The sequence below is a fragment of the Bradyrhizobium sp. LjRoot220 genome (assembly GCF_964252915.1).
Lineage (GTDB): Bacteria > Pseudomonadota > Alphaproteobacteria > Rhizobiales > Xanthobacteraceae > Bradyrhizobium.
Genome location: NZ_CAXUPS020000004.1, coordinates 86631 through 111636 on the forward strand (window position 1 = coordinate 86631; position 25006 = coordinate 111636).

General features: G+C 63.7%; 26 protein-coding genes. 6 read left to right on the plus strand and 20 right to left on the minus strand.

Annotated features, from left to right (window positions below):
• Positions 1-98: 98 nt before the first annotated feature.
• The 3 genes from ACSQ84_RS18780 to ACSQ84_RS18790 all read left to right on the plus strand — a co-directional run bounded on the left by ACSQ84_RS18780 (position 99) and on the right by ACSQ84_RS18790 (position 2958).
• Positions 99-251 (plus strand): DUF1127 domain-containing protein, encoded by a 153-nt coding sequence (locus tag ACSQ84_RS18780; RefSeq protein WP_016846063.1) that lies wholly within the window; start codon positions 99-101, stop codon positions 249-251.
• Between the two features lie 132 nt (positions 252-383).
• Complete coding sequence (gene trmFO / locus ACSQ84_RS18785; protein ID WP_436213204.1) at positions 384-1817, plus strand: methylenetetrahydrofolate--tRNA-(uracil(54)-C(5))-methyltransferase (FADH(2)-oxidizing) TrmFO; 1434 nt, start codon at positions 384-386, stop codon at positions 1815-1817.
• A gap of 4 nt (positions 1818-1821) precedes the next feature.
• Positions 1822-2958: a serine/threonine protein kinase gene (locus ACSQ84_RS18790; protein WP_436213205.1), complete on the plus strand. Its 1137-nt coding sequence runs from the start codon at positions 1822-1824 to the stop codon at positions 2956-2958.
• 98 nt (positions 2959-3056) lie between these two features.
• Here ACSQ84_RS18790 and ACSQ84_RS18795 read toward each other — a convergent pair whose 3' ends face one another.
• The 5 genes from ACSQ84_RS18795 to yajC all read right to left on the minus strand — a co-directional run bounded on the left by ACSQ84_RS18795 (position 3057) and on the right by yajC (position 7485).
• Entirely contained in the window at positions 3057-3920 is an 864-nt protein-coding gene (locus ACSQ84_RS18795; protein WP_436213206.1) for a phytoene/squalene synthase family protein, read from the minus strand.
• Complete coding sequence (locus tag ACSQ84_RS18800; RefSeq protein WP_436213207.1) at positions 3917-4312, minus strand: Mth938-like domain-containing protein; 396 nt, start codon at positions 4310-4312, stop codon at positions 3917-3919. Before ACSQ84_RS18800 ends, ACSQ84_RS18795 begins: the two co-directional genes overlap by 4 nt.
• A gap of 45 nt (positions 4313-4357) precedes the next feature.
• On the minus strand, positions 4358-5359 hold the full coding sequence (gene secF / locus ACSQ84_RS18805) for a protein translocase subunit SecF (protein ID WP_436213208.1): 1002 nt from the start codon (positions 5357-5359) through the stop codon (positions 4358-4360).
• Between the two features lie 122 nt (positions 5360-5481).
• On the minus strand, positions 5482-7083 hold the full coding sequence (secD, locus tag ACSQ84_RS18810; RefSeq protein ID WP_436213209.1) for a protein translocase subunit SecD: 1602 nt from the start codon (positions 7081-7083) through the stop codon (positions 5482-5484).
• Between the two features lie 39 nt (positions 7084-7122).
• Positions 7123-7485 carry a preprotein translocase subunit YajC gene (gene yajC / locus ACSQ84_RS18815; protein ID WP_436213210.1) on the minus strand — a complete coding sequence of 121 codons (363 nt, stop codon included), beginning with the start codon at positions 7483-7485 and terminating at the stop codon, positions 7123-7125.
• 178 nt (positions 7486-7663) lie between these two features.
• Between yajC and ACSQ84_RS18820 the strand changes: the two genes are divergently transcribed.
• Complete coding sequence (locus tag ACSQ84_RS18820) at positions 7664-8635, plus strand: ATP-binding protein (protein WP_436213211.1); 972 nt, start codon at positions 7664-7666, stop codon at positions 8633-8635.
• A gap of 158 nt (positions 8636-8793) precedes the next feature.
• Here the strand turns inward: ACSQ84_RS18820 and ACSQ84_RS18825 are convergent, their stop codons facing one another.
• Both ACSQ84_RS18825 and ACSQ84_RS18830 read right to left on the minus strand, forming a co-directional pair.
• Positions 8794-10167, minus strand: coding sequence for a peptidoglycan DD-metalloendopeptidase family protein (locus ACSQ84_RS18825; protein ID WP_436213212.1), 1374 nt, complete (start codon positions 10165-10167; stop codon positions 8794-8796).
• A 109-nt stretch (positions 10168-10276) separates the two neighbouring features.
• Positions 10277-10921, minus strand: a complete 645-nt coding sequence (locus tag ACSQ84_RS18830; RefSeq protein ID WP_436213213.1) for a protein-L-isoaspartate(D-aspartate) O-methyltransferase — start codon at positions 10919-10921, stop codon at positions 10277-10279.
• Positions 10922-11182: 261 nt separating this feature from the next.
• Here ACSQ84_RS18830 and ACSQ84_RS18835 point away from each other — a divergent pair, with 261 nt between their 5' ends.
• Complete coding sequence (locus ACSQ84_RS18835; RefSeq protein WP_436213214.1) at positions 11183-11560, plus strand: response regulator; 378 nt, start codon at positions 11183-11185, stop codon at positions 11558-11560.
• A gap of 145 nt (positions 11561-11705) precedes the next feature.
• On the opposite strand, the gene surE is transcribed toward ACSQ84_RS18835, so the two are convergent.
• From surE to ACSQ84_RS18895, 12 genes are all read right to left on the minus strand, one after another.
• Positions 11706-12473, minus strand: a complete 768-nt coding sequence (surE, locus tag ACSQ84_RS18840; RefSeq protein WP_436213215.1) for a 5'/3'-nucleotidase SurE — start codon at positions 12471-12473, stop codon at positions 11706-11708.
• A gap of 88 nt (positions 12474-12561) precedes the next feature.
• A complete protein-coding gene (locus tag ACSQ84_RS18845) occupies positions 12562-13053 on the minus strand; it encodes a hypothetical protein (RefSeq protein ID WP_436213216.1) in 492 nt (163 codons plus the stop codon).
• A 9-nt stretch (positions 13054-13062) separates the two neighbouring features.
• On the minus strand, positions 13063-14397 hold the full coding sequence (serS, locus tag ACSQ84_RS18850; protein WP_436213217.1) for a serine--tRNA ligase: 1335 nt from the start codon (positions 14395-14397) through the stop codon (positions 13063-13065).
• An 80-nt stretch (positions 14398-14477) separates the two neighbouring features.
• Positions 14478-15305, minus strand: coding sequence for a twin-arginine translocase subunit TatC (gene tatC, locus ACSQ84_RS18855; RefSeq protein ID WP_436213218.1), 828 nt, complete (start codon positions 15303-15305; stop codon positions 14478-14480).
• Positions 15302-15823 (minus strand): Sec-independent protein translocase protein TatB, encoded by a 522-nt coding sequence (gene tatB / locus ACSQ84_RS18860; RefSeq protein ID WP_436213219.1) that lies wholly within the window; start codon positions 15821-15823, stop codon positions 15302-15304. Before tatB ends, tatC begins: the two co-directional genes overlap by 4 nt.
• Positions 15824-15988: 165 nt before the next feature.
• Positions 15989-16228: a twin-arginine translocase TatA/TatE family subunit gene (locus tag ACSQ84_RS18865; RefSeq protein ID WP_436213220.1), complete on the minus strand. Its 240-nt coding sequence runs from the start codon at positions 16226-16228 to the stop codon at positions 15989-15991.
• A 220-nt stretch (positions 16229-16448) separates the two neighbouring features.
• Positions 16449-17180 (minus strand): SMC-Scp complex subunit ScpB, encoded by a 732-nt coding sequence (scpB, locus tag ACSQ84_RS18870; RefSeq protein ID WP_436213221.1) that lies wholly within the window; start codon positions 17178-17180, stop codon positions 16449-16451.
• Between the two features lie 21 nt (positions 17181-17201).
• A complete protein-coding gene (locus ACSQ84_RS18875; protein WP_436213222.1) occupies positions 17202-18029 on the minus strand; it encodes a segregation and condensation protein A in 828 nt (275 codons plus the stop codon).
• Positions 18026-19048: a beta-N-acetylhexosaminidase gene (nagZ, locus tag ACSQ84_RS18880; RefSeq protein WP_436213223.1), complete on the minus strand. Its 1023-nt coding sequence runs from the start codon at positions 19046-19048 to the stop codon at positions 18026-18028. The genes ACSQ84_RS18875 and nagZ overlap by 4 nt, the downstream gene beginning before the upstream one ends.
• 46 nt (positions 19049-19094) lie before the next feature.
• Positions 19095-20561, minus strand: a complete 1467-nt coding sequence (locus ACSQ84_RS18885; RefSeq protein WP_436213224.1) for an SPOR domain-containing protein — start codon at positions 20559-20561, stop codon at positions 19095-19097.
• A 120-nt stretch (positions 20562-20681) separates the two neighbouring features.
• On the minus strand, positions 20682-22475 hold the full coding sequence (gene argS / locus ACSQ84_RS18890; RefSeq protein ID WP_436213225.1) for an arginine--tRNA ligase: 1794 nt from the start codon (positions 22473-22475) through the stop codon (positions 20682-20684).
• 23 nt (positions 22476-22498) lie between these two features.
• Positions 22499-23707, minus strand: a complete 1209-nt coding sequence (locus tag ACSQ84_RS18895; protein WP_436213226.1) for a deoxyguanosinetriphosphate triphosphohydrolase — start codon at positions 23705-23707, stop codon at positions 22499-22501.
• Between the two features lie 107 nt (positions 23708-23814).
• Between ACSQ84_RS18895 and erpA the strand changes: the two genes are divergently transcribed.
• Complete coding sequence (gene erpA, locus ACSQ84_RS18900) at positions 23815-24144, plus strand: iron-sulfur cluster insertion protein ErpA (protein ID WP_436213227.1); 330 nt, start codon at positions 23815-23817, stop codon at positions 24142-24144.
• Between the two features lie 6 nt (positions 24145-24150).
• Here erpA and ACSQ84_RS18905 read toward each other — a convergent pair whose 3' ends face one another.
• Positions 24151-24990: an amidohydrolase family protein gene (locus ACSQ84_RS18905; RefSeq protein ID WP_436213228.1), complete on the minus strand. Its 840-nt coding sequence runs from the start codon at positions 24988-24990 to the stop codon at positions 24151-24153.
• Positions 24991-25006 lie beyond the last annotated feature (16 nt).

Consider the following 25006-nt stretch of genomic DNA (forward strand, 5'->3'; position numbering starts at 1 on the left):
CGCAATATCGGAACTATTGCACTGCAAAATAACCGCTATATTCATTTCAACGATCAAGCTTGCCCGAAGAGCTGAATCGTAATTGCAAGGAGACTACCATGTTACTCTCGCTCATCCGCATGATCCAGGCGTTCCGGGACTATCAGCGCAACGTCAGCGAACTGTCCCAGCTCAGCGATCGCGAACTGGCCGACATCGGCCTCGATCGTTCGGACATTCCGCGCGTTGCAGCCGGGACCTACAACGGCTGATTTCCCAGCCGCGTGACGAACGACTAACGCCCGCCCTGTCGCGGGCGTTATCGAATCGGGCCCCAAATTCCTGTTTGAAAACGCCATTCGTCGCAGGTGCACTTGGCGGCAAAACGCGCTAACCCTGCGCGCATGACCGCAACCAATAGCCCAACAAACACCGTCCATGTGATCGGCGGTGGCCTCGCCGGCTCGGAAGCCGCCTGGCAGATCGCCAATGCCGGCATCCCCGTGGTGCTGCACGAGATGCGCCCGGTACGGATGACCGAGGCCCACCAGACCGAGGGGCTGGCCGAGCTCGTCTGCTCCAATTCATTCCGCTCCGACGATGCCGCCAACAACGCCGTCGGCCTGCTGCACGCCGAAATGCGCCGGCTGGGCTCGCTGATCATGCGGTCGGCCGACGCCAACCAGGTGCCCGCTGGCGGCGCGCTGGCGGTCGACCGTGACGGGTTTTCGGCCGCCGTCACCCGCGCGCTGCATGAGCATCCCCTGATCGAGGTCGACCGCACGGAAATCGCCGGCCTGCCGCCGGCAGACTGGGGCAACGTGATCGTCGCGACCGGGCCCCTCACCTCGACGCCGCTGGCGGATGCGATACGCGAGCTCACCGACGAAAACGCGCTGGCGTTTTTCGACGCCATCGCCCCGATCGTGCACAAGGATTCCATCGATATGTCGGTGGCCTGGTTCCAGTCGCGCTACGACAAGGTCGGGCCCGGCGGCACTGGTGCGGATTACATCAACTGCCCGATGACCAAGGAGCGGTACGACGCGTTCGTCGCTGATCTGCTCGCCGGCGAGAAGGTCGACTTCAAGGACTGGGAAACCAACACGCCCTATTTCGACGGCTGCCTGCCGGTCGAAGTGATGGCCGAACGCGGCCACGAGACGCTGCGGCACGGGCCGATGAAGCCGGTCGGGCTCACCAATCCGCATAACCCGACGGTGAAGGCCTACGCCATCGTGCAGCTGCGCCAGGACAACAAGCTCGGCACGCTCTACAACATCGTCGGCTTCCAGACCAAATTGAAGCACGGCGCGCAGCAGCGCGTGTTCCGTACCATTCCCGGGCTCGAGCAAGCCGAATTCGCCCGCCTCGGCGGGCTGCATCGCAACACCTTCCTGAACTCGCCAAAGCTGCTGGACAGCCAATTGCGGCTGCGCGCGCAGCCGCGGCTGCGCTTCGCCGGCCAGATGACCGGCTGCGAAGGTTATGTGGAATCCGCCAGCATCGGATTGATCGCCGGGCTCTATGCCGCGGCCGATGCGCGCGCGCAGTCATTGACGCCGCCGCCGGTAACGACTGCGCTGGGATCCCTGCTCGGCCACATCACCGGCGGTCACATCGAAACCGTCGATGCCGGTCCACGCTCGTTCCAGCCGATGAACATCAATTTCGGCCTGTTCCCGCCGCTCGCCAGCCCGCCGACCAAAAAACCCGATGGGACGCGGCTTCGCGGCAACGAGAAGACGGTCGCCAAGAAGCAGGCGATGAGTGCGCGGGCGCTGGCCGATCTCGACCGCTGGATCGCCGACCATCTGCGCGTCGCGGCGGCGGCCTAACATCATGGCGTTGCCAAAGGATGACGCCGCAGTTCTGTCGGCGCGATGGACCGAAGGCGTGCTGCTAAAGCGCGACGTGTTCTCGACCGTCGAGCGCGGGCGCTTCAAGAGCGATACTGGCGAGGTCGATGCGGTGCTGCGCCGGCTCGACCAGGTACCGATCTGGTCGTATCTCCTCGCCCGCCATTTGTTCGCCCGCGAGCGCCGCGCGCTGGCGCTGGCAAGGGATCTCCATGTCGGCCCAAAACTGCTGTGGGCCGGCCAGCATGCGCTGGTGCGCGGCTTCATCGATGGCGTCGCGCTGCAAATGGCAAAGCCCCATGGCGACCTCGGCTATTTCCGTTCCGCCAAACTGGCATTGCGAAAGCTGCACCGCGCCGGCATCTGCCACAACGATCTTGCCAAGGAGCAGAACTGGCTGCGCGGCAGCGACGGTCAGGCCTACGTCACCGATTTCCAGCTCGCCGCCTGTTTCAAGAGCCGCAGCCGGCTGTTTCGCATCGCGGCCTACGAAGATCTGCGGCATCTTCTCAAGCACAAGCGCAGTTATGCGCCGGCGGCACTGACGCCGATGGAGCGCAAGATCCTGGCGCGCAAATCCGTCGTCGCCAGCGTCTGGCTGATGACCGGCAAGAAGGTCTATCAGGCCATCACCCGCGGCCTGTTCAATTTCACCGACCGCGAGGGCGGCGGCCGGCGCCTGGTCAACGACGCGCCAGTGCTGATCGAACTGATCCGGAAAAACCCTGACGTGCGCGACACCGCCATTGTCGCCTTCGCCGACCGCCGCACCGGCGTCGGGCTCTATGCGTTCGTCGAGGCGGATCAGGCCTCGCTGGAAAAGCAGTTGCGCAGCGAACTGTCGTCCGCCAAGGGCGTCAAACCGCCGGAGCATATCCAGGTCGTCCACGCGCTGCCGCGCGATGCCGCCGGCAAGCCGCGCACCGAAATCCTGCAACTCGTCGCCATGAACCAGCTCGACTTGATCGAGCCGATGATGAAGAACGCCACCGACCGGGCTTTTCTGAAGGATATTCTGGAGAGCCGCAAGAATCTGCGGGATCGGTTTAATTTTGAGGCCGCGGATATGGATTCGCCGCGGCCGCATCCAACCGGTGTCATCACCCGCGAAGGCGGGTGATCCAGTATCCCAGAGACGACAGCGATCAATAGAGAGGCCGCGGCGTACTGGATCGCCCGGTCGAGCCGGGCGATGACACCGGTTGTGGTGACAAATTCCTAGCCCCCAAACTCCGGCGAGCGCGATGCGCGCCACAGCGTCCATAACGTGCGCAATCGCGACGGCGTCCGCGGCACGAACGGATCGGTATCTGCGCGCGACATCCGCTTCAGGTCGCGGCGCACCAGCGCCAGCGGCAGGAAAACCGGCCTCGCCTCCGGCGGCGCGTCGGCGAGCAGCTCAAAAGCGGTTTTCAGATGCTCCCGCGCCTCGCCGATCAACTGGTCGATCGCCGCACGCGCCTGCGGCGTCTGCTTGCCCGAAAACACGTCTTCCATGCCGGTGCCGTGTTGCTGCAGCAATTGCAGCGGCACGAACAGCTGGCGCCGCGCGGCATCCCACGGCAACGCCGCGATCACTTGCACCAGGCCCTGGGCGAAACCGGCGTGGCGCGCGAGGTGATCAACCGCTTCCGAGGGTCGTGCCGCGATGCGCGCGGCGAGCGCGAACAGCGCCGACGAGGTGTCGTTGATGTAGCCTTCGAGCGCCGCCATCGACGGCATCGGGTCGTTGTAGAGATCGAACTGGTGCTCGTCGATCAGGCGGGACAGCGGATCGACCGGCAGGCGGTAATCGCGGATCGCCAGCAGCAACTCGGCGGCGACCGGATTGCCCTCGACGCCGCCATGGCCCGCGCCGGCCAGCATGTCGGTCCACCATTGCAGCCGCATCTCGCCGGGCAGCGGCTGGCTGACCTGCTCGCGCACCCGAGAAATCTCGGCATTGAAGGCGTAGATCGCGAGCAGCGCGCGGCGCTGCGGCGCCGGCACGAACAGCGTCGAAGCGTAGCGGACAAAATCATGGGTACGCACCAGGTCGGCGCAAAAGCCGGCGGAATCCTTGGTCGCCTCGGTCGCGCTCATGGCACCGCGATCAACGCCGCGGCGACGCGCCGGCGCTCGCCCAACATGATGTTGTAGGTGCGGACCGCCGGACCGGTCTGCATCGGGTCCAGCACCACCCGCACAGCGCGCAGCGCCTCGCGAAGATGTTTTGGAGGTATCCAGACGTCCGTGCCGGTGCCGACGACCAGGGTGTCGATCGCGTTTGCTGCCTTGAACACCCGCGCCAACGAATATTCATCGATCTCTTCGGGTTTTGTCACGTCCCATGCCCAGATGCCGTCTGGCAGGCACAACAGCGAGCCCCGATGCGACATGTCGGCAAATGCAAAACCGCCCTTGCCGTAGGCCTCGATCGGCGCCGACCTCGGAAAATGCGGAACGTCCGAGGAACCAGTGTTTTGATTGGACATGATCTTGTCCGAAAACCGGCTTCCACTTTTCGGGATCATGCCCGCCTACTTCTTTGCAGGCTTCTCCGGCGCGTCGCGATGTTCCCCGACGCCGAGATAGATCAGGATCGGCGCCGCGATGAAGATCGAGGTGTAGGTGCCGACCAGCACCACGCCGAAGATCATCACGGCGGTGAAGCTGTGGATCGCGTGTCCGCCGAACAAAAACAGCGCCAGCAACGCCAGCGTCACCGTGAAGTGGGTGATGATCGAGCGTGACAGTGTCGAATTGATGGATTCGTTGAGCAGTTGCGGCATCGGCATTTTCTTGTAACGCCGCAGCATTTCCCGGATCCGATCGTAGATCACGACCGTATCGTTCAGGGAGTAGCCCAGGATCGTGAGCAGCGCCGCGATACTGGTGAGGTCGAAATCGACCTGTGAGATCGACATGAATCCGATCGTCAGCACGATATCGTGGACGTTGGCGATCATGGCGCCGAGCGCAAACTGCCATTCGAAGCGGAACCAGAGATAGATCAGGATCGAAAAGATCGCGAGCATCAGGCCGACCAGACCGAAGGCGAGCAGTTCGCCCGATACGCGCGGACCCACCACTTCGACGCGCCGGTATTCGACGGCGTCGCCGAGTGCGCCGCGCACCTTCTGCACGGCCGCCTGCTGCGCGGCGTCGCCGCCCGGCTGTTCGGCCACCCTGATCAGCACATCGGCCGGGCCGCCGAATTGCTGCAGCTGCACGTCGCCGAGCCCCAGCCCACTCAGCGTTGCCCGCATCGAGGCAATATCGGCCGAGCCCGTTTTGGACTGTACCTCGAGCAGCGTACCGCCCTTGAAGTCGATGCCGAAATTCAAGCCGTGGGTGAAGAACAGGATGATCGCGACGATCGAAAGCGCCGCCGAGATCGGAAAGCTGATGCGGCGAAAGCGCGTGAAATCGAAGTGCGTATCGTCCGGCACGATGCGCAGCGGCGGCAGCAGGTCGAGTATGGCGACCACTGTCAGCACGGCAACCAGAATGCCAAGCCCGATGAGGACGTATTGTGTCAAAGCCTGCTCCGCATTGTCAGCGCGAACATGATCCCGCTACACGGGACCCCGATCGTCGCTCTATTTTTCTCTGGAGGCATGATCTGTTCCGAAAACCGGTATCCACTTTTCGGGATCATGCCTCAAATTGGCACGGTCTTCGGCCGCTTCCATCGTACCCAGCCGGCGACGATCAGGCTGGTCAGGGTAAATGCGGTGAACACGGTGGTGATGATGCCGATGCCGAGCGTGACGGCAAAGCCGCGCACCGGCCCGGTGCCGATATAGAACAGCACGGCGGCGGCGATGAAGGTCGTGATGTTGGAGTCGAGAATCGTCGACAGCGCGCGCCGGAAGCCGGCATCGATCGCCGAAATCGCGGTGCGGCCGCCGCGCAATTCCTCGCGGATGCGCTCATAGATCAGCACGTTGGAGTCCACCGCGATGCCGACCGTCAGCACGATGCCGGCGATACCCGGCAATGTCAGCGTGGCGTTCAGCAGCGACAATATGCCGAAGATCATGGCGACGTTGATGGCGACGGCAACGTTGGCGAACACCCCGAACAAGCGGTAGGTCAGCAGCATGAACACGATGACCAGGATCGAGCCGACGTAAGCGGCGAGTTCGCCTTTCTCGATCGAATCCTGGCCGAGGCCAGGACCGACGGTGCGTTGCTCAATGACGGTCAACGGCGCCGGCAGCGCGCCGGCGCGCATCAAAATCGCGAGGTCGTTGGCGGCCTGCACGGTGAAGCTGCCCGAAATCTGACCGGAGCCCCCCGTTATCGGCTCCCGGATAACGGGCGCGGAAATAACCTTGTTGTCGAGCACGATGGCGAAGGGCTGTCCGACATTCTCCGTCGTCGCCTGAGCGAACTTCCGCGAGCCGGAGGTATTGAAACGAAAGCTGACGATCGGCTCGTTGGTGCGCTGGTCAAATCCCGGCTGCGCGTCGGTGAGTTCCCCACCTGACACCAGGACTTGCTTTTTGATGACAAGGGGCGACCTCCCCGGCTCCGCACTTGGCAGCAGTTCCGAATCCGCGGGCACGCGACCCGCAGCGGCCTGGTCCGGGGAGACCGTGGAATCGACCATCCGGAAATCCATCTTGGCGGTCGTTCCGACGATATCAATCAGGCGCTGCGGATTCTGTTCGCCTGGCGCTTGCACCAAAATGCGATCATTGCCCTGTCGCTGGATCAGCGGCTCGACGGTACCCAGTTCATTGACACGCTTCTCGATGATCGTAATCGATTGCTCAATCGTCTGCCGGATACGATCCGTGATTGCCGCCTGCGGAACCGTCAGTCGAATGACTCCCTCGCCGGCGTCAGTGATCTCGAGGCTGCGCTGCCCGCTGGAGCCGAGCAAACCGCCGAGCGGCTGCGAAAGCTCGCGCAACTTTGTCAGGGCTGTCGGCGCATCCGTGTTGTTGGTGATCCGCACCTCGACATTATCGCCGCGGACACCGAGCCCGGTGTAGGGAATCTTGGCATCGCGCAGCGTACGCCGGACATCATCGCGCACCTGATCGAGCTTGTCCTTTTTGATTGCATTCGAATCCACCTCGAACAAGAGGTGCGAACCGCCCTGCAAATCGAGCCCCAGCACGATGTGACGCTGCGCCCATCTCGGCCAGGTCTTCACCTTGGCCTCGGGGAAGAAATTCGGAACGGCGCACAGACACACCACCAGCGTGGTGAGAATGATCGCGAGTGCCTTCCACCGCGTGAAATACAACATCGAGTTGACCCGTCAGATCAGGAGTATGCGGCGCCCAAATCAGCTCGCGGACGTCTCGTCCTTGGCGTCGGCCTTTTCCTTGGCCGGCTCGCCCTTGGCGCGGACGCCTGAAATCATCTGCCGCATCTGGCGCACGCGAACGCCGTCGGAAATTTCGAACTCGATCTGGTCGTCGTCGACGACCTTGGTCACCTTGCCGACCAGGCCGCCGGAGGTCACGACGGTGTCGCCGCGGCGGATGTTTTTCACCAGTTCGGCATGGTCCTTTATCTTCTTCTGCTGCGGACGAAGAATCAGGAAGTACATGATGACGAAGATCAGCGCGAACGGCAGCAGCGACATCAACATGCTGTTGGCATCGCCACCGGCTGCGGCCTGGGCGTACGCAGGAGTAATCAGCATTCGAACAATCCTCGTGAGACGGGAAACGACCGGCGACGCAAGCGTCTGGCCGGTCCGGGTAAATTCGCGCGGACTATAGCGGCGGCCGCCCCAATTGCAACGCTGCCAGCCCCCTCATTTAGGCCGCTTGCGGGAGCTTCCAAGGCCCGTTAAGGCTGCGCCGTCAGGAACAGCGAAAATGTCGAAAAAGCCCAACAAAACAGCGGCTCGCGCCACCTCCAAAGCCGGTCGGCGCAAGCCCGCAAAAGCCGCGACAAAACGTCCGGCAGCCCCCTCGAAAGATGCCACCGCCGCGCGCATCGCCGACGCACTGGAGGCCATCGCGAGCCACCTTTCCGCGGCCTCCCCGGCGACCTCCGGCCCTGAGTCGTTCGGGGCGACGGATGCCTTCGTCTGGCACCCGGACGGAAGGCTGGCGCAGGTCGCCCGCGTCAGCCGGGTCGACCTCGGGCTGCTCAAGGGGATCGACCGGATGCGCGACATCCTGATCGAGAATACCGAGCGCTTCGCCGACGGCCTGCCCGCCAACAATGCGCTACTGTGGGGCGCGCGCGGCATGGGAAAGTCGTCGCTGGTCAAGGCGGCGCATGCCGACATCAACGTCAAGCGCAAGGCGGCCGACAAACTCAAGCTGATCGAGATCCATCGCGAGGATATCGAGAGCCTGCCGGGCCTGATGGACCGGCTGCGCAACTCCTCGTTCCGCTTCATCGTGTTCTGCGACGACCTCTCCTTCGACGGCAACGACGCCTCCTACAAATCGCTCAAGGCGGTGCTGGAAGGCGGCATCGAGGGACGCCCCGACAACGTGATCCTCTACGCCACTTCGAATCGCCGGCATCTTCTGGCGCGCGAGATGATCGAGAACGAGCGCTCGACCGCGATCAATCCCGGTGAAGCCGTCGAGGAAAAGGTCTCGCTGTCGGACCGCTTCGGCCTGTGGCTCGGTTTCCACCGCTGCAGCCAGGACGAATATCTGGCGATGGTCCGCGGCTATTGCGGCCATTTCGGCATCGAGCTTGCCGACGCGGAGCTGGAGCGCGAAGCGCTGGAATGGTCGACGACGCGCGGTTCGCGCTCGGGCCGCGTCGCCTGGCAGTTCACGCAGGAACTGGCGGGACGGCTCGGTGTGCGGCTGACGGGGAAGTAGCGTCAGTCAGCGTCGATATCACCGGTCGTCGTCCCCCGCGAAAGCGGGGGATCCAGTACGCCGCGGCCCCTCGATTCAACTACCGACGTCTCTGGAATACTGGATATCGCCCGCTTTCGCGGGCGACGACAGTTGTGGATGTGAACGCTCTGAGCGCCTCACGCCCCGTTCAGGAATTGAAGCGGGTCAACCGGCGAGGATCCTTTGCGGATCTCGAAGTGGAGTTGCGGCGACCCCACCTCACCCGACTGACCCGACTTGGCAATAATCTGGCCGCGCTTGATCGTGTCGCCGCGCTTCACCATCAGCTCACTCGCATGGGCATATGCGGTGACGTAACCGTTGGAGTGCCGAACCAGAACGAGATTGCCGTAACCCTTCAATTCATTGCCCGAGTAAGCGACGACGCCATCTTCAGCGGCCTTCACCGGGGTACCTTCCGGCACCGCCAGGTTGATGCCGTCATTGGCCTTGCCGTTGGTCTTGGCACCGTAGGTCGTGATCACCTTGCCACGCACCGGCCAGCGGAAGGTCGGCAGCGCGCCGGTGGCTTCGCTCGGCTTCACGGCCGCCGCTTCCGGCGCCGGCTTTTCTTCGACACTGATGGTCGACTGCGCCAGCCGCGCGCTTTGCTGCTGAGAGGCGGGCGTCACTACCTTTGAGGCGGGAGCCGCAACGGCCGCGACCTGCTGCACTGGCGCGACCGGCTGCGCCGCCGACGCGACAGCGGCACCCTTGGCGCCTGGCACGGTGAGTTTCATGCCGAGGCTGAGCTTGGCCGAGGTGTCGAGGTTGTTGGCTTTGGCAAGATCCGCCACCGGGACCTGGTTGCGGCGGGCAATGCTCATCAGCGTGTCGCCGCGGTTGACGATGTGGACGCTCGACGGCCCCACCGCGGCCGCGACCGGCTTGCTGGCCGGCGGCGCCACTGCCGGCGCGGGCGCAGCGGCAATGGCCTGGCGCGGGATGATCAATTGCTGGCCGGGCGATAGCGTGCGCGGTCCCTTGTAGCCATTGGCCTGCAGGATGGCGGCCGGCGAAACGTTGTAGCGCTTCGCCAAAATGTCGAGCGTGTCGCTGGTACCGACGATGATCTTGGTGCCGCCATGCCCGGGCGCGGCGGCGACCGAGCGCGGCGCGACCGTTGCGGTGGTCTCAAGCTTGGGTTGGCCCGGCGGGGTATAGGACGAAAGCCCGCGGCCTCCTCCCGACACGCCGTCGCCGGCGACTGGATAGGATCGCGGCGGCGTGACCGCCGGCGGTGGCGGCAAGGCCGAGGACTGGTACTGCGACTGCGGGGCCTGGGCTTGCGGCCGCGCATATTGCGGCAGTTCGCGACGCTCGACCTGCGGCGCCGGCGTCTTCACCGAACCGGTCGCCTCCGGCTGATAGTTAAAGGGGTTGGATAAGGTGTCCTGGGAAAAGCGCGTCTGCATATCGGCGCTGCAGCCGGCAAAGCCAAACGACATCAGCGTCAGCACCGCCACCTGCGGTACGCGACGCGAGCGAAGCAACTCGACGACACGGGACATGGTTACTCACTCATACGCAACAAAATACTCTTTTGAGTAAACACGTCGCGAGTAAATAACCGCTTAACCCTCGGAATAGGATATTGGCGGGAACCGCCAATCCGGGATTCTACAGTTCGCGGGCGATTCCCGGCAACGCCGGCACGAAGCGCACGTCGACCAGCGACTTGCGGTCGAAACCGGCGTCAGTCCTGGTGACGCGCACCAGCGTCTGGACCCCCTGATGCGGTCCGACCGGCGCGAGCAGGATGCCTCCGGGCTCGAGCCGCGCCAGCAGCTTGTCCGGGATTTGCTCCATTGCCGCGGTCACGATGATGCGGTCGAAATCCCCGGCCCCTGCCGGGATATCGAAGCCGTCGCCAAGCAGGACCTCGACATTGTCATAACCGAGCTTTTCCAGTCGGCTGCGCGCGCTATCGGCCAGCGTGCGGTACCGTTCGATGGTCAGGACATGCCTGCAAAGCCGGGACAGGATCGCGGCCTGATAACCGGAGCCGGTGCCAATCTCGAGCACCTTATGCTGCTTTTGCAGCTGCAATTGCTCGGTCATGTAGGCGACCACGAAAGGCTGGCTGATGGTCTGCCCGCAGGCGATGCCGAGGGCGCTGTCGCGATAGGCATAGCCGCGATCGGCCTCGGTCACGAACATCTCGCGCGGCACCTCTTCCATGGTGCGCAGGATGGTCTGATCGCTAATCCCCCGCCGCCGCAGGCTGAGCTGGAACATCATCTTTTCGGGCGGTTCTTGCGACATCTGCGACTCGAGGGAGCACGGGCCTAGCCATTCATCTAGCGCTTCGGCCGAGATTGGATGCAATAGCCGGCAGAACTTTAAGGAAGAATTTCCTTCAAAACAGGTTCCGGCCCCGGAACCGGCATTCCGGGCCGGCGTTAAAGTCCGGAACATCGGGCCCTCGGCCGATGGGGCCGAAAGCCCTCGCCGATCCTATCTTGCCGTTGCGCCGACTGGCGTTATTTGCGAACCTTGAAACTGGGGAAGGGCAAGGATTCCATCATGATAGCGACACGGCCGCAGGGCTGTTCAGTGTTTCTCGTCGAAGACGAGGTCATGATCCGGATGATGGTCGCCGACATGCTCGAAGAGCTCGGCTACAGCGTCGCCGCCGAGGCCGGCGAAATCGGCGAAGCGGTCAAGCTCGCCCAATCGACCGAGTTCGATCTCGCCATCCTCGACGTCAACGTCAACGGCAAGGTGATCACCCCGGTGGCTGAACTGATCAAGGCGCGCAACCGGCCCTTCATTTTCGCAACCGGCTATGGCTCGTCCGGCCTGCCCGAAGAATATCGCGACCGCCCGGCGCTGCAAAAACCGTTTCAACTGGAAACGCTGGCCCAGATGATCAACAACGCGATGAAGAGTGCGGCGGCTTAAGCGCGCGCTCGTGTCCCGGACGCGGTGCGGCGTTCTTCACGCTGCTCCGCAGAGCCGGGACCCATTCTTTCTTTCCGAGCGCGAGATGGGCCCCCGGCTCAGCAGCGCACCGCTGTTGCGCTGCGCAGCGTCCGGGGCACGATAGCTACTTCAACGTGGTCGTCAACGCTTCCGAAAACGCCTCATCGGTGCGATCGAGCCGCAGCGGCGTTACCGAGACGTAACGCGCGGCCAGCGCGGCGAGATCGGTGCCTTCGGCCGGCGTGTCGAGCATCGCGGCGCGTTCGAAGCCGATCCAGAAATAGGGATTGCCGCGGCCGTCATGGCGCGCATCGACTTTCAGGAAGCCGAGATTGCGCTTGCCCTGCCGGGTGACGCGGATGCCGTTGACCTCGTCGGGGGTGCAGGCCGGAAAGTTGACGTTGATCACGGTGTTCTTCGGCACACCGGCGGCGATCACCTTGCGCACGATATCCGGCCCGAATTTTACTGCGGTGTCCCACAGCGGCGCGTTGCGCGTCTCGATGGAAAATTCCTGGCTCAGCGCGAATGACGGAATGCCCAGGATAGTGCCTTCCAGCGCGCCGGCGATGGTGCCGGAATAGACCACGTCTTCGGCGACGTTGCGGCCCTTGTTGACGCCGGACAGCACGAGATCCGGCAGCTTCTCGCCGAGGATGTGGCGCGCGCCCATGATCACACAATCGGTCGGCGTTCCCCGCACCGCGAAATGGCGCGGGCCGACTTCGCGCAGCCGCAAGGGATCGTTCAGCGACAGCGAATGCGAGACGCCGGATTGATCGAGCTCCGGCGCCACGATCCAGACGTCGTCGGACAGCGCGCGGGCGATCTCCTCGACGACCTTTAAACCGGGAGCATGAATGCCGTCGTCATTGGTGCAGAGAATGCGCATCCGTCAAAATGCCTTCTGGTTGGATTTTTTTGCCGCCGGGCGCCGTATTATCCGGCTATCGCCGTCGAGGCAAACCGGCAAGATACGGTCATTTCCGCATCCGGACGCGCCAGGGGCGGATGAATTTGGCGCAACCGGAAAACAGCATGTGAAATTTTGCCGGCGCTGTCGGCGGCTCGGGATCTGGCTTTGCGATCGCTGGCGCCTGCAACGCGGCCGGCGTTGGAGGCGGTTCAATGGGTGCGATGGGCGGCGCCACCACAGGCGGCGCAACTGGAGCGATAGGTGGCGCCGCCGGAACTGCTGTCGGCACGAAGGGCATCGCGGGTGCGCTCGTCGCCTCCGGCGGCCGCGTTACGCTGCCCGGAGGAAACCGCGTCCGCGCCACCGAAAGTCCCTTGTCGAAATCCACGACGTTGAGCCATTCCTTGCCGCGCACGGTTTCGATCAGCGCCTGGTCCCACAGCTGTGCGACGTCGATATCGAAGGCGCCCTTTTGCTTCTGGTCGATCAACTGCAATCCGCGGCCGGTAACAGCCCATTGCCGTCCGATCCAATGGATGTCGCGATGCAGCGGCATTTTGCTTTGCTATTTGTCGTGCTCGATCACTTTGAGGCCGCCCATATAAGGCTGCAACACGTCGGGCACCGCAATCGATCCATCCTGCTGCTGATAGGTTTCCATCACCGCAATCAGGGCGCGGCCGACCGCGGTGCCGGAGCCGTTCAGCGTATGCACGAAACGCGGCTTGCCGTCGGATGCGCGATAGCGCGCATCCATCCGCCGCGCCTGGAAATCGCCGCACACCGAACAGCTGGAAATCTCGCGGTAGGCGCCGCCCTCGCCCTGCCCGGGCATCCAGACCTCGATGTCGTAGGTTTTTTGCGCGGAGAAACCCATGTCGCCGGCACACAGCGTCATGACGCGATAATGCAAGTCGAGTTGCCGCAGCACTTCCTCGGCGCAGGCCAGCATCCGCTCGTGCTCGTCGCGGCTGGTCTCCGGCGTCGTGATCGAGACCAATTCGACCTTTGTAAACTGATGCTGGCGGATCATGCCGCGGGTGTCACGGCCAGCGGCACCTGCTTCCGCACGGAAGCACGGCGTCAGCGCCGTGAGACGCATCGGCAGTTCCTTGTCGTCGACGATGGATTCTCGGACGAGATTGGTCAGCGAGACTTCGGCGGTGGGGATGAGGCCGAGGCGTTCGCTCTTTAAGCGGCCGTCATCCGGAGCCGCCAGCAGCTCGCCCTTGATCGCCCAAAACTGGTCGTCCTCGAATTTCGGCAACTGTCCCGTGCCGAACATCACCTCGTCGCGCACCAACAGCGGCGGATTGATCTCGGTGTAGCCATGTTCATTGGTGTGCAGATCGAGCATGAACTGCCCGATCGCGCGCTCCAGTCGCGCGAGTCCTTTTTTCAGCACCACAAAACGCGCGCCGGAGAGTTTCGCCGCCGCCTCGAAATCCATATAGCCGAGCGCGCCGCCGAGATCGTCATGCGGCTTCGGCGCAAAGCCATAAGTGCGCGCCTTGCCGAACACCTGACGCTGCACGTTGCCGTGCTCGTCGACACCGTCGGGCACCTCATCGAGCGGCAGGTTCGGGATCGCAGCCAATTCGGTGTTCAACGCTTCGTCGGCGGTCTTCGCCGCGAGCTCGAGCTGCGGCATCGTGGTCTTGAGTTCGGCGACCTCGGCCATCAGCCTCGCGGCGCGGGCCTCGTCCTTGGCCTTCTTGGCGTCGCCGATTTCCTTTGAAGCCGCATTGCGCCTTGCCTGCGCCTGCTCGGAGCTAAGGATCGCCGCGCGACGCCTTTCGTCGATCGCCAGCAGCGAGGACGACAGCGGCACCAGACCACGGCGCTTCAGTCCGGCGTCGAAGGCAGCTGGGTTATCGCGGATCGATTTGATGTCGTGCATGGCGGGTCATTCCTGAATCGGCCGGTGAAGGCGCGCATCCAGTAACCCGAATAGCCGGCTTTTGGAACAGCGAAGCAGCCCTACTCGGCCGGATTGGCTTCGGGCGGCGGCGGGGTTGCGGAGGGCGGGGTACCGGTCGCGGCCTTGGTTGCGGCGGCCCGCTTCTCCACCACGGCGACCGCAAGAATCGAGCCTTCGTAGAGCACCATCAAGGGTAGCGCGAGCGAGGCCTGGCTCAGCACGTCGGGGGGCGTCAGGACGGCGGCGATGACGAAGGCGACCACGATGAAATAGCGCCGCTTTTCGCGCAGCTGTTTTGCGGTGAGGATGCCGATCCGCCCCAGCAGCGTCAGGATCACCGGCAGCTGGAACGCGATGCCGAAGGCAAAGATCAGCGACATCATCAGCGACAGATATTCGCCCACTTTAGGCAACAGCTGGATCTGCGCGGTCTCATCGCCGCCGGACTGCTGCATGCCGAGCGAGAAGCGCACCAGCATCGGCAGCACGATGAAGTAGACCAGCAGCGAGCCGAGCACGAAGAAGAACGGCGTCGCCACCAGGTACGGCAGGAACGCGCCGCGCTCGTGCTTGTAGAGCCCGGGCGCCACGAATTTGTAGATCTGCGTCGCGATGATCGGGAACGAGATGAAGCCGGCGCCGAACAGCGCGAGCTTCAACTGCGTGAGGAAATATTCCAACAGCGCCGTGTAGATGAATTTCGAGTTCTCAGGCCCGGCGACCCAGACGAACGGCCAGACCAGAACGTTGTAGATCTGCTTGGCGAAGAAGAAACAGAAGATGAAGGCGATACCGAACGCGAGCAGAGCCTTGATCAGCCGCGAGCGCAGCTCGATCAGATGGTCCATCAGCGGCGCTTTGCTGGCCTCGATGTCTTCGTCGCTCATGACGCTTTGGCGTCCTTGAGAAGGTCGGGCGCCGCTGGCGTAACGTCCTGCTGCTGGGCGGCCTGAACCTCACGCGTAATCACCAGCGGCTCGGAGGTCGCTGCATGGGTTTCGGCCTCGACAAAAGTCTCGGCCGTCGGCGCGGCCGGGGTCGTCGGCGCGACGATCTCGGGCGTTACCGTCTCGCCGATCGAGGTTTCAACCTGCGAATTGACGGGCTTGTCGATGTCCCCGATCTGCAGGGCGTCGCCGACGTCCTTTTCCAGCGAGGTCATCAGATTGGTGGGAGACATGCCGGTTGCGACGTCCTTGACCTCGTCAAAGCTCTTCTTGAGGTCGGCCATCTCGGCCTCGCGCATCGCTTCCTGGAACTGGCCCTGGAATTCGGATGCCATCTTGCGGGCTTTGCCCATCCATTGCCCGACCATGCGCAGCACGCCGGGCAGCTCTTTCGGGCCGATGGCGATCAACGCGACAACCGCGATGACCATCAGTTCACTCCACCCGATATCGAACATGAAACTTTCCGCTTACGCGACCCCGCCCCGGCCCAACTTCACTAGCAAGAATTGCTCAATAGCAAAATCTGGGGCGACCCGCGTCTTTTCTCAGCCGGCGTCCATGGCTTCGATGGGCACCGGTCCGCGCCAGACTGGCGCCTTCAACCAAAACGTCAGCAACCGTTAGACTGCCTTGCTGCCGACGTCGGTGCGCGCCGCTGACGGCGCCGCATTGTGATCGATGGTCTTGGTCGGCTCGACGGCGGGCTTTTCCGCCGCCTTGTCGTCGTCCTGCAAGCCCTTCTTGAAGGACTTGATGCCCTGCGCCACATCGCCCATCAGGTCCGAAATCTTGCCGCGGCCGAACAACAGCAGGACCACTGCGATCACGACGATCCAGTGCCAAATGCTAAGCGAACCCATCCTGCAACCCTCCAAAAGAGACGGCCGGCATCCGGCCCAAGCTTTGCCGGAAGGTAGGCCCGGGAGGTGTCAAAAACAAGGACCTAAGCCGCGGCAAATCGCTGTCGCGGCTACGTATTATTGCTACCGTTAATCCGGTTTCGAGGACCAAGCGGCGCGGTTTTGGAACCAGCCCAGTCTATCTTTGCATGGGGTTGTTTTCGATATTTTCATCCACGCGCTAGCTTTCGCTCGGCGTCTCGGGCTCAGCCGCGGGCGCCAGCAGCAGTTCCAGGGTGTCGCCGGCATCCAGCGGATCCTCATCCTCCCGCAGCGCCACATCGTCCGACGGGGTCGGAACGCTGAAGCCGGAAGGCAACCGCGAATCCAGCAGGCCGGTGCTCTTCAGCTCTTCCAGGCCCGGCAGATCTCCGAGCGCTTCCAGGCTGAACTGCGACAGGAACGCTTCGGTGGTGCCGAAGGTGAGCGGCCGGCCCGGCGTCTTGCGGCGGCCGCGGGGGCGAATCCAGCCGGTCTCCAGCAGCACGTCCAGCGTTCCCTTCGACGTGATCACGCCGCGGATTTCCTCGATCTCGGCGCGGGTCACCGGCTGGTGATAGGCGATGATCGCGAGCACTTCGATGGCCGCGCGCGACAGCCGCCGCGTTTCGGTGCTCTCCCGCGTCATCAGCCACGACAAATCGCCGGCGGTGCGGAAGGTCCATTTGTTCGCGACCCGCACCAGATTGACGCCCCGCGTGGCGTATTCCGCCTGCAGTTGCGCCAAAGCGACCTTGACGTCGACGCCGTCGGGCATGCGTTTGGCCAGCGCCGCCTGATCGATCGGCTCGGCGGAGGCAAACAACAGCGCTTCCAACAGCCGCAATTCCTCCGGCCGCGCCTCGGGCTCGTTCGTGGGATGGACGGATCGTTCCTCGGCATCTTCCATGCGCTTTTCCGCGAGGCTCGCCATGGCTAGGTCTCCTTCTTCCACTTACTCGACCGAGAGATCCGAAGCGGACATCGCTCCGGACGCTTGCGGCTGACGCTTACGAAAATACAGCGGCGCGAACGCCTCTTTCTGGTTCAGTTCCATCTCGCCTTCCCGCACCAGCTCAAGCGCTGCGGCAAAGCTCGAGGCAAACACGGTCGCCTTCTGCGAGGGATCGACGACATAGTTGAGGAGATATTCGTCGAGGCAGCTCCAGTCCTCCGCCATGCCGATGAGACGCTCCAGCGAGGCGCGCGCTTCCGAAAGCGACCACACCGTGCGCTTGGTCAGATGCACCGTTGCCAGCACGCGCTGCTGGCGCTGCACGGAATACGCAGTGAGCAGGTCGAACAGGGTCGCGGTGAATTTGGGGTGACGGATTTCCGCGATCGATTCCGGATTGCCGCGCGGGAAAATATCGCGCTGGAACTGTGGCCGGTTCATCAGCCGGTTGGCCGCCTCGCGGATCGCCTCCAGCCGGCGCAGCCGATTGGCCAGCGCGGTCGCCATCTCCTCGGCGCTCGGACCGTCCGGTGTCGCAGGCTCGGGCAGCAGCAGCCGCGATTTCAGGAACGCCAGCCAGGCCGCCATCACCAGATAGTCGGCCGCCAGTTCGAGGCGGATCTTTCGCGCCGCCTCGATGAAGACGAGATACTGGTCGGCCAGCGCCAGGATCGAAATCTTGGCGAGATCGACCTTCTGCTGCCGCGCCAGCGTCAGCAACAGGTCAAGCGGACCCTCATAGCCCTCGACGTCGACGACCAGCGAGGGCTCGCTGTCGGTGACTTCAGCGGGCCGCCCGGTTTCAAACGATAGAATCTCCGCGGTCATGCCGTTCCTACCTGATCCATCAACGCGTCCAGTTCGGCCCGCGCCGCCTGCCGGTCGAGCGGCTCAGGCGGCTTTCGCGAGGCCAGCGCCCGGTTGGCGCGATTGAGGGCCTCGCCCGTCAGTTCCGGCGTCTCGGATACGACGTCGCGCATCTCGTCGAGCTTGCCGTTGCAATGCAAAACCATGTCGCAGCCGGCGTTGACGATGGCTCGGGTCCGCTCGGCGATCGAACCCGCCAACGCATTCATGGACACGTCATCACTCATCAACAAACCCTGGAACCCGATTACGCCGCGAATCACTTGCCGGATGATTGTCGCAGAAGTCGTCGCCGGATGGGCGGGGTCTAGCGCGCTAAACACAACATGTGCGGTCATCGCCATCGGCAAGTCCGCCAGCGGTTGGAAGGCGGCAAAATCAGTCCGATCGAGTTCGTCCCGCGCCGTATCAACCGTCGGAAGCCGAAAATGGCTGTCCGCTGTGGCTCTTCCATGGCCGGGGATGTGTTTCAGGACGGGTAATACACCACCCTGCTCCAGCCCCTCGGTGACCGCGCGGGCGATCGCCGCGACCTTGCCCGGGTCGGTTCCATAGGCGCGGTTACCGATGACCGCGTCCGCGCCGGCAATCGGCACGTCCGCCAGCGGCAGGCAATCCACCGTGATTCCAAGCTCGATCAGGTCAGCTGCGATCAGCCGTGAGCTCAAACGGGCCGCTTTGAAGCCCAATTGGGGATCGATATCGTACAATGCTCCAAAGACGGCGCCGGGCGGATACACCGGCCAATGCGGCGGCCCCAGTCGCTGCACCCGCCCGCCTTCCTGATCGATCAGGACGGGCGCATCGGCGCTGCCGATCAAATCGCGTAATTCAGCAACCAGTGAAGCGACTTGCGCCGGGGTCTCAATGTTGCGTTTGAAAAGGATAAAGCCCCATGGCCGCTCGGCGCGAATGAACGCGCGCTCGTCAGCGCTGAGTTCCAGTCCCGAAACGCCCGTGATGAATGCGCGGCTGCTCATGGGGCCGATTAGGCCCCTCACAGCACCCGGGTCAAGGAAACGGCCGTTAATTCCTGAGGATGACGCACTGTCCGCCGGCGGTTTTCAGGTTGCCGCAGAACTGCGCCGCCTCCTCCTGGGAGCCAAAGGGGCCGACCATTGAGCGGTAAACGACGCCCTTTTCGCCGAGATCCGCCCGCTTGATCGAAGCCGTACGCGACCCCAGCACGGACGGGTACTTGCCCTGCAGCATCCGGTAGGAGGCCTGCGCGTCGGCCTCGTTCTTCTGCGAGGAGACCTGAACAAGGTATCCGACGCCCGTGGACGGCGCGGTCTGCGCTGGATTGGTCGCGGCGACACGGGTCGGCGCCGAATCGGGCGCAGCGCCGCCCTGCGGCGTCAGCGCGAGAGGCCCATTGGCGCTGGCGTTGGCGGACGACGGGTTGCGCGGCGCCGCTGCCGGGGCTGGCGCCGGTGCGGCCGCACGGGCGGCAGGAGCCGGTTTTGCGGCTGGCGCGGCCACCCCTGCTGGAGCCCCGCCGTTCTCGGCAGCGTCGCCCTTGACGGCAAGGGTCTTGATCTTGCGCGGTTCGTTGTTCGGCAGGCTGCCATTCGCAGCGGCGGCCGGCGGCGGTGCGGCCGGAGAGACGCTTGCGACCGATGGCGGGCTGCCGTTCGGGTTCAGCGGCGGAAACACCACGCGCGGACCGGACTTGGAATTGACGTCGACCGGCGTCTCTTCGCGCGAAACGATCTTCTCGCCGCCATCGCCGGGCACCATGCGATCCGGTGTCTTGGCGGTCGCGCCATCGCTTGGGGCGGCCATGACCTTGGTCGGGCTGTTGTCGGCCTTGATGATCGGCGGCTCGCCGCTGCGGGGCGAACCAACATAGGTACGATAGGCGAAGGCAGCCCCCGTCCCGACCACGGCCAGCGCCAGCACCGCGGCGACCGTTATCAAGCCGTTGCTGCGCTTGCGCGGCGGCGGCTCGGGTTCTTCCTCATAATCGCTCTGGTAGGCGTAGGGATCATCCGGAAAGGCCGGATCACGGGCATATTCCTGCTGACCGGATTCGAGCTGGCCATACAGCGCGTCGTCATACCGCGAGGGATCGACGGGCTGCTCGTCCGCGTGGTGCTGCGCCGGCTCGTGATAATCCTGCTCGTGCGCCGCCGGCTGCTGAGCCGCATAGCGGTGCAGGGGATGCACGGGGCTCGGCTGGTAGTCCGGCTCCGGCTCTTCGTATTGCTGTTGCGGTGGCGCTTCGTGCCTGGCGCGCTGCATCCATGGCGGCGGGCCTGCAGGCGCGCTGACCTCTTCCTCATCCACGGTGTCGTTTTGCGGGCGCATGTTAGCCCTCGACTGCAGGGGGTGCGGAGTCTTGGCGGCGCTGCCAAACGGATCGCTCTGCCCAATCAGCCGCGCCAGCTCCGCGAGCGGATCGCTGTCGCCCCTCGCCGGGGCAATCGGGTTGGCGCCGCGATCATCGTCGGCGTCGGAAGCATAAGGTCGTTCCTGATATCGATCAGCCATCGTGAAGATGCATCCCCTTCGGGACAGCGCCAACCCGCCATGACCTCAACCAGCCATGAAATCCGAATTGGCCCCTGCCAGATACCTCACAATCCCCATTGTGAGGGCCTTCGCCCCATCCTACCGCATCTCGGTCGGAGCGTGGACGCCGAGAACGGCTAAGCCCGATGCCAGAACCGAGACGACGCCCTGGACCATTGCCAATCGCGCCCTCGTGATCTCTGCATCATTATTGATAATGAAGCGTAAATAGGGCAAATCCCGCCCTTTCGTCCACAACGCGTGAAATTCACTAGCGAGATCATACAGGTAAAATGCGATTCGGTGCGGCTCATGCGCGATCGCCGCCGCCTCGATCATCCGCGGATAGAGCGCGAGCTGCTTCAAAAGGCTGAGTTCCGCAGGATCGGTCAGCCGCTCGACGCCGGCATCCCCGAGATAGGCCGCGCGGGCGGAATCGCTGTCCGGCAGGTCCGGAAGCATCTCGCGGGCGTTCTTGAAGATCGAATGGCCGCGAGCGTGGCCGTACTGGACGTAGAACACCGCGTTGTCCTTGGACTGCTCGATCACCTTGGCCAGGTCGAAATCCAGCACCGCGTCGTTCTTGCGGAACAGCATCATGAAGCGCACGGCGTCCGAGCCGACCTCGTCGACCACTTCGCGCAGAGTGACGAACTCGCCGGAGCGCTTTGACATCTTCACAGGCTCGCCGCCCCGCAGCAACTTGACCAATTGCACGATCTTGACGTCGAGCGCCGCCCTGCCCGAGGTCACGGCCTTAACCGCCGCCTGCATGCGCTTGATATAGCCGCCGTGATCGGCGCCGAAGACGTCGATCAGATTGGTAAAGCCGCGGTCGAACTTGTTCTTGTGGTTGGCGATGTCGGAGGCGAAGTACGTGTAGCCGCCGTCGGACTTGATCAGCGGACGATCGACATCGTCGCCGAATGCGGTGGCCCGAAACAGTGTTTGCTCGCGGTCCTCGTAATCGTCGACCACCTTGCCTTTGGGCGGCGCCAGGCGGCCTTCGTAGACATCGCCCTTGGCGCGCAGATAATCGATGGTCTCGGTGACCTTGTTGTTGCCGGTCTCGATCAGCGAGCGCTCCGAGAAAAACACGTCGTGCTTGATGTGGAGCGCTGCGAGATCGCCCTTTATCATCTCCATCATCATGTCGATGGCCCTGAGCCGAACGATCGGCAGCCAGGCGTTCTCCGGCATCGCCTTGAGCTTGTCGCCATACTCGGCTTCGAGCGCCTGCCCGACCGGCACGAGATAATCGCCGGGATAGAGCCCTTCCGGAATTGCGCCGATATCCTCGCCGAGCGCTTCGCGGTAGCGCAGATAGGCCGAGCGGCCGAGCACATCGACCTGCGCGCCGGCGTCGTTGATGTAATATTCGCGCGTGACATCATAGCCCGCGAACTGCAGCAGGCTGCACAGCGCGTCGCCGAACACCGCACCCCGGCAATGGCCGACATGCATCGGCCCGGTCGGATTGGCCGAGACGTATTCGACATTGACCTTTTCGTCGCCGCCGATCTCACTCTTACCGTAGGCAGCACCCTCGCGCAGCACCGTGCGCAGCGCGTCGGCCCACACCAGCGGCTTCAAGGTGAGATTGATGAAGCCGGGCCCGGCGACTTCGACGGAGGCGATCAGATCGTCCGCACGCAGTTTTTCGGCGAACTTGTCGGCGAGATCGCGCGGCTTGGCCTTGGCGTCCTTGGCGAGCACCATCGCGGCATTGGTCGCCATGTCGCCATGGGTCGCATCGCGCGGCGGCTCGACCACGACGCGGGAGAAATCGATGCCGGCGGGCCAGTTTTCCTCGGCCGCAAGGACGGCACAAATCCTGTGCACGCGCGCGAGCAGATCGGCAAAAAGGTGCGGAGACGTGGGTTTTTCGGCCATTTTTTAAAGTCCTGGGCCGCCGCCTAACGCAAATCCGGGGTCAAGTCAAAAAGCCTCTGGTGCTCGGTCAGGGCGAAACGGTCGGTCATCCCGGCGATGAAATTGCCGATCCGGCGGGCGCGCCCCGCTTCGGTCTCGCGCGCGGTCTCCTCGACCCATTCGGCCGGCAGATCGCCCGGTGATTGCTGGTAGCGCGCGAACAGGTCGAACACGATCTGCTCCGCCTCGCCCATCACGCGCATCACCCGCTTGTGGCGGTACATCCGCTGTTTGAGGAACGCCTTGATCTCGGCCTCTTCCGCCGCCACGACGGGCGGAAATGCGATCAGCGGCTGGGTGTGGTGGCGCACATCATGGGCCGATTGCGGCTTGGCCGCCTCCAGCCGCCTGCCGGCCTCGGCGACCACCGCCGAGATCATGTAGGAAATCAGCTCGCGCACCAGTTCCGCCCCGCGCCTGACGTCATCGAGTTCAGGATAGTGCTTGCCGATGTCGGCGATGATCCCTGCCGCGAGCGGCATCACCTTGAGGTCGTCAACGCCGAACAGCCCGGCGCGAAGGCCGTCATCGATATCGTGGGCGTCATAGGCGATGTCGTCGGCGAAGGCCGCGGCCTGCGCCTCGAGCGAGGCGTAGCTCCATAGCTCCAGATCATACTTCCGGTTGAAATCGGCGATCCCGACCGGAATCACGCTGTCGCTGTAGCGTCCGGCCGGGTCCCCGCTCCGCGTCGTCAGCGGGCCGTTGTGCTTGACGACGCCTTCGAGCGATTCCCAGCTCAGATTGAGCCCGTCGAACTCGGGATAGCGGTGCTCCAGCGAGGTCACGACGCGGAGCGTCTGGGCGTTGTGATCGAACCCGCCATGAGCCCGTAGGCATTTGTCCAGCGCCCGCTCCCCGGCGTGGCCGAACGGGGGATGGCCGAGGTCGTGGGCCAGCGCCAGCGTCTCGGTGAGGTCCTCGTCGAGCCCGAGCTGGCGGGCCAGCGCGCGGGCGATCTGGGCTACCTCCAGCGAATGGGTCAGCCTTGTGCGGTAGTGATCGCCCTCATGGAACACGAAGACTTGAGTTTTATGCTTCAGGCGGCGGAAGGCGGTGGAATGGATCACCCGGTCGCAGTCGCGCCGGAACGAGCTGCGGGTCTTGCTCGGCGGCTCCGCAAACAGCCGGCCGCGGCTGCGATCGGGATCGCAGGCATAGGGCGCGCGGGGGGCAGCCATTCCGACCGACACGTTTTTTTAGTCCTTATCCATTTGATTCTGCGAGATTACATACTTAACTATGGGGAGCGCGGGATACCAAATGAATTGGGTATGACGCCTTCGACCGGAGACCACGCATGACCACAGACATCACCGTCAGCGAGCGGGCCGCGCGCCGCATCGGGCAAATCCTCAAGACCGAGGGCGATGGCGCCATGCTGCGCATCTCCGTGGAAGGTGGCGGCTGCTCCGGCTTCCAGTACAAATTCGACGTCGAGCATGCCCGGGCCGAGGACGATCTGGTGATTGCGCGCGAGGGCGCGGTGGTGCTGGTCGATCCGGCCTCGGTGCCGTTCCTGGCGGGCTCCGAGGTCGACTTTGTCGACGATCTGATCGGCGCCTCGTTCCGGGTAGTCAATCCGAACGCCACCGCCTCCTGCGGCTGCGGCACCAGTTTTTCGATCTGAGCGATATCACGGCGCCAGGGCGAACAGCGCCTTCGCATTGCCGTTGGCGATCTGGGCTGCGATCTTTGGTGATAGCTGCGCCAGCCAGGCGCGATAGCCGGCCATGATCTCACCATAGCTGGCCCAGCGCTCCGGCACCCAGGTGTCCGAACCGATCAGGAAGCGATCGGGATAGCGCTCGAACAGCGTTCGCCACTCAGGCGTCAGCTTGCCAGCGCCGTCGGTGATGCCGCTGCGGTACGACAACTCTCCCCAGAGCTTTGGATATTTCGACAGCATCGCCGTGACCCGATCGGTCGAGAGGCCAAAGCCGGTATGTGCCCAGATGATCCGGGCTTTCGGATTATGCCGCATCAGGATCTCGACTGCCTCGTCATCGGCATGGGCGTGCAGATAGAGGTCGTTGGCGACGGCAAAATCGACGGTCTTCTTTACCCACTCGTTTTCCGCCGACTTGCCCGACAGATGGAATTCGCCGATGCCGCGGTAATAGCCGCGCTTGAATTCGTCCTGCACGAGATCGAAGATCACGGGATCGCCGAACCAGCTCTGGATATCGGAGCGGACGCGATAGGGCCGGATGAAGGGCACGACCTGCAGGCCATCGGCCTTCGCATCCACCAGCGCATGCGTTCCGCTGTTCGGGCGGCTGGTCGCGAGGATGCCGGTGACGCGATGCTTTTTGAACAGCGCGAGCACCTCGTCGAGCTGGTAATATGGCTTCGGTTCCCAATTGTAGTGCAGGTGCGCGTCGAAGATTTCGATCGGCTCGGCCGCAACGGCCCTGGTCCCGGCCGTCCACGCAAGTGCGATCAGGATGACGATGCATCGCAAGGCAGTCCGCATGACGCACTCCAGGATC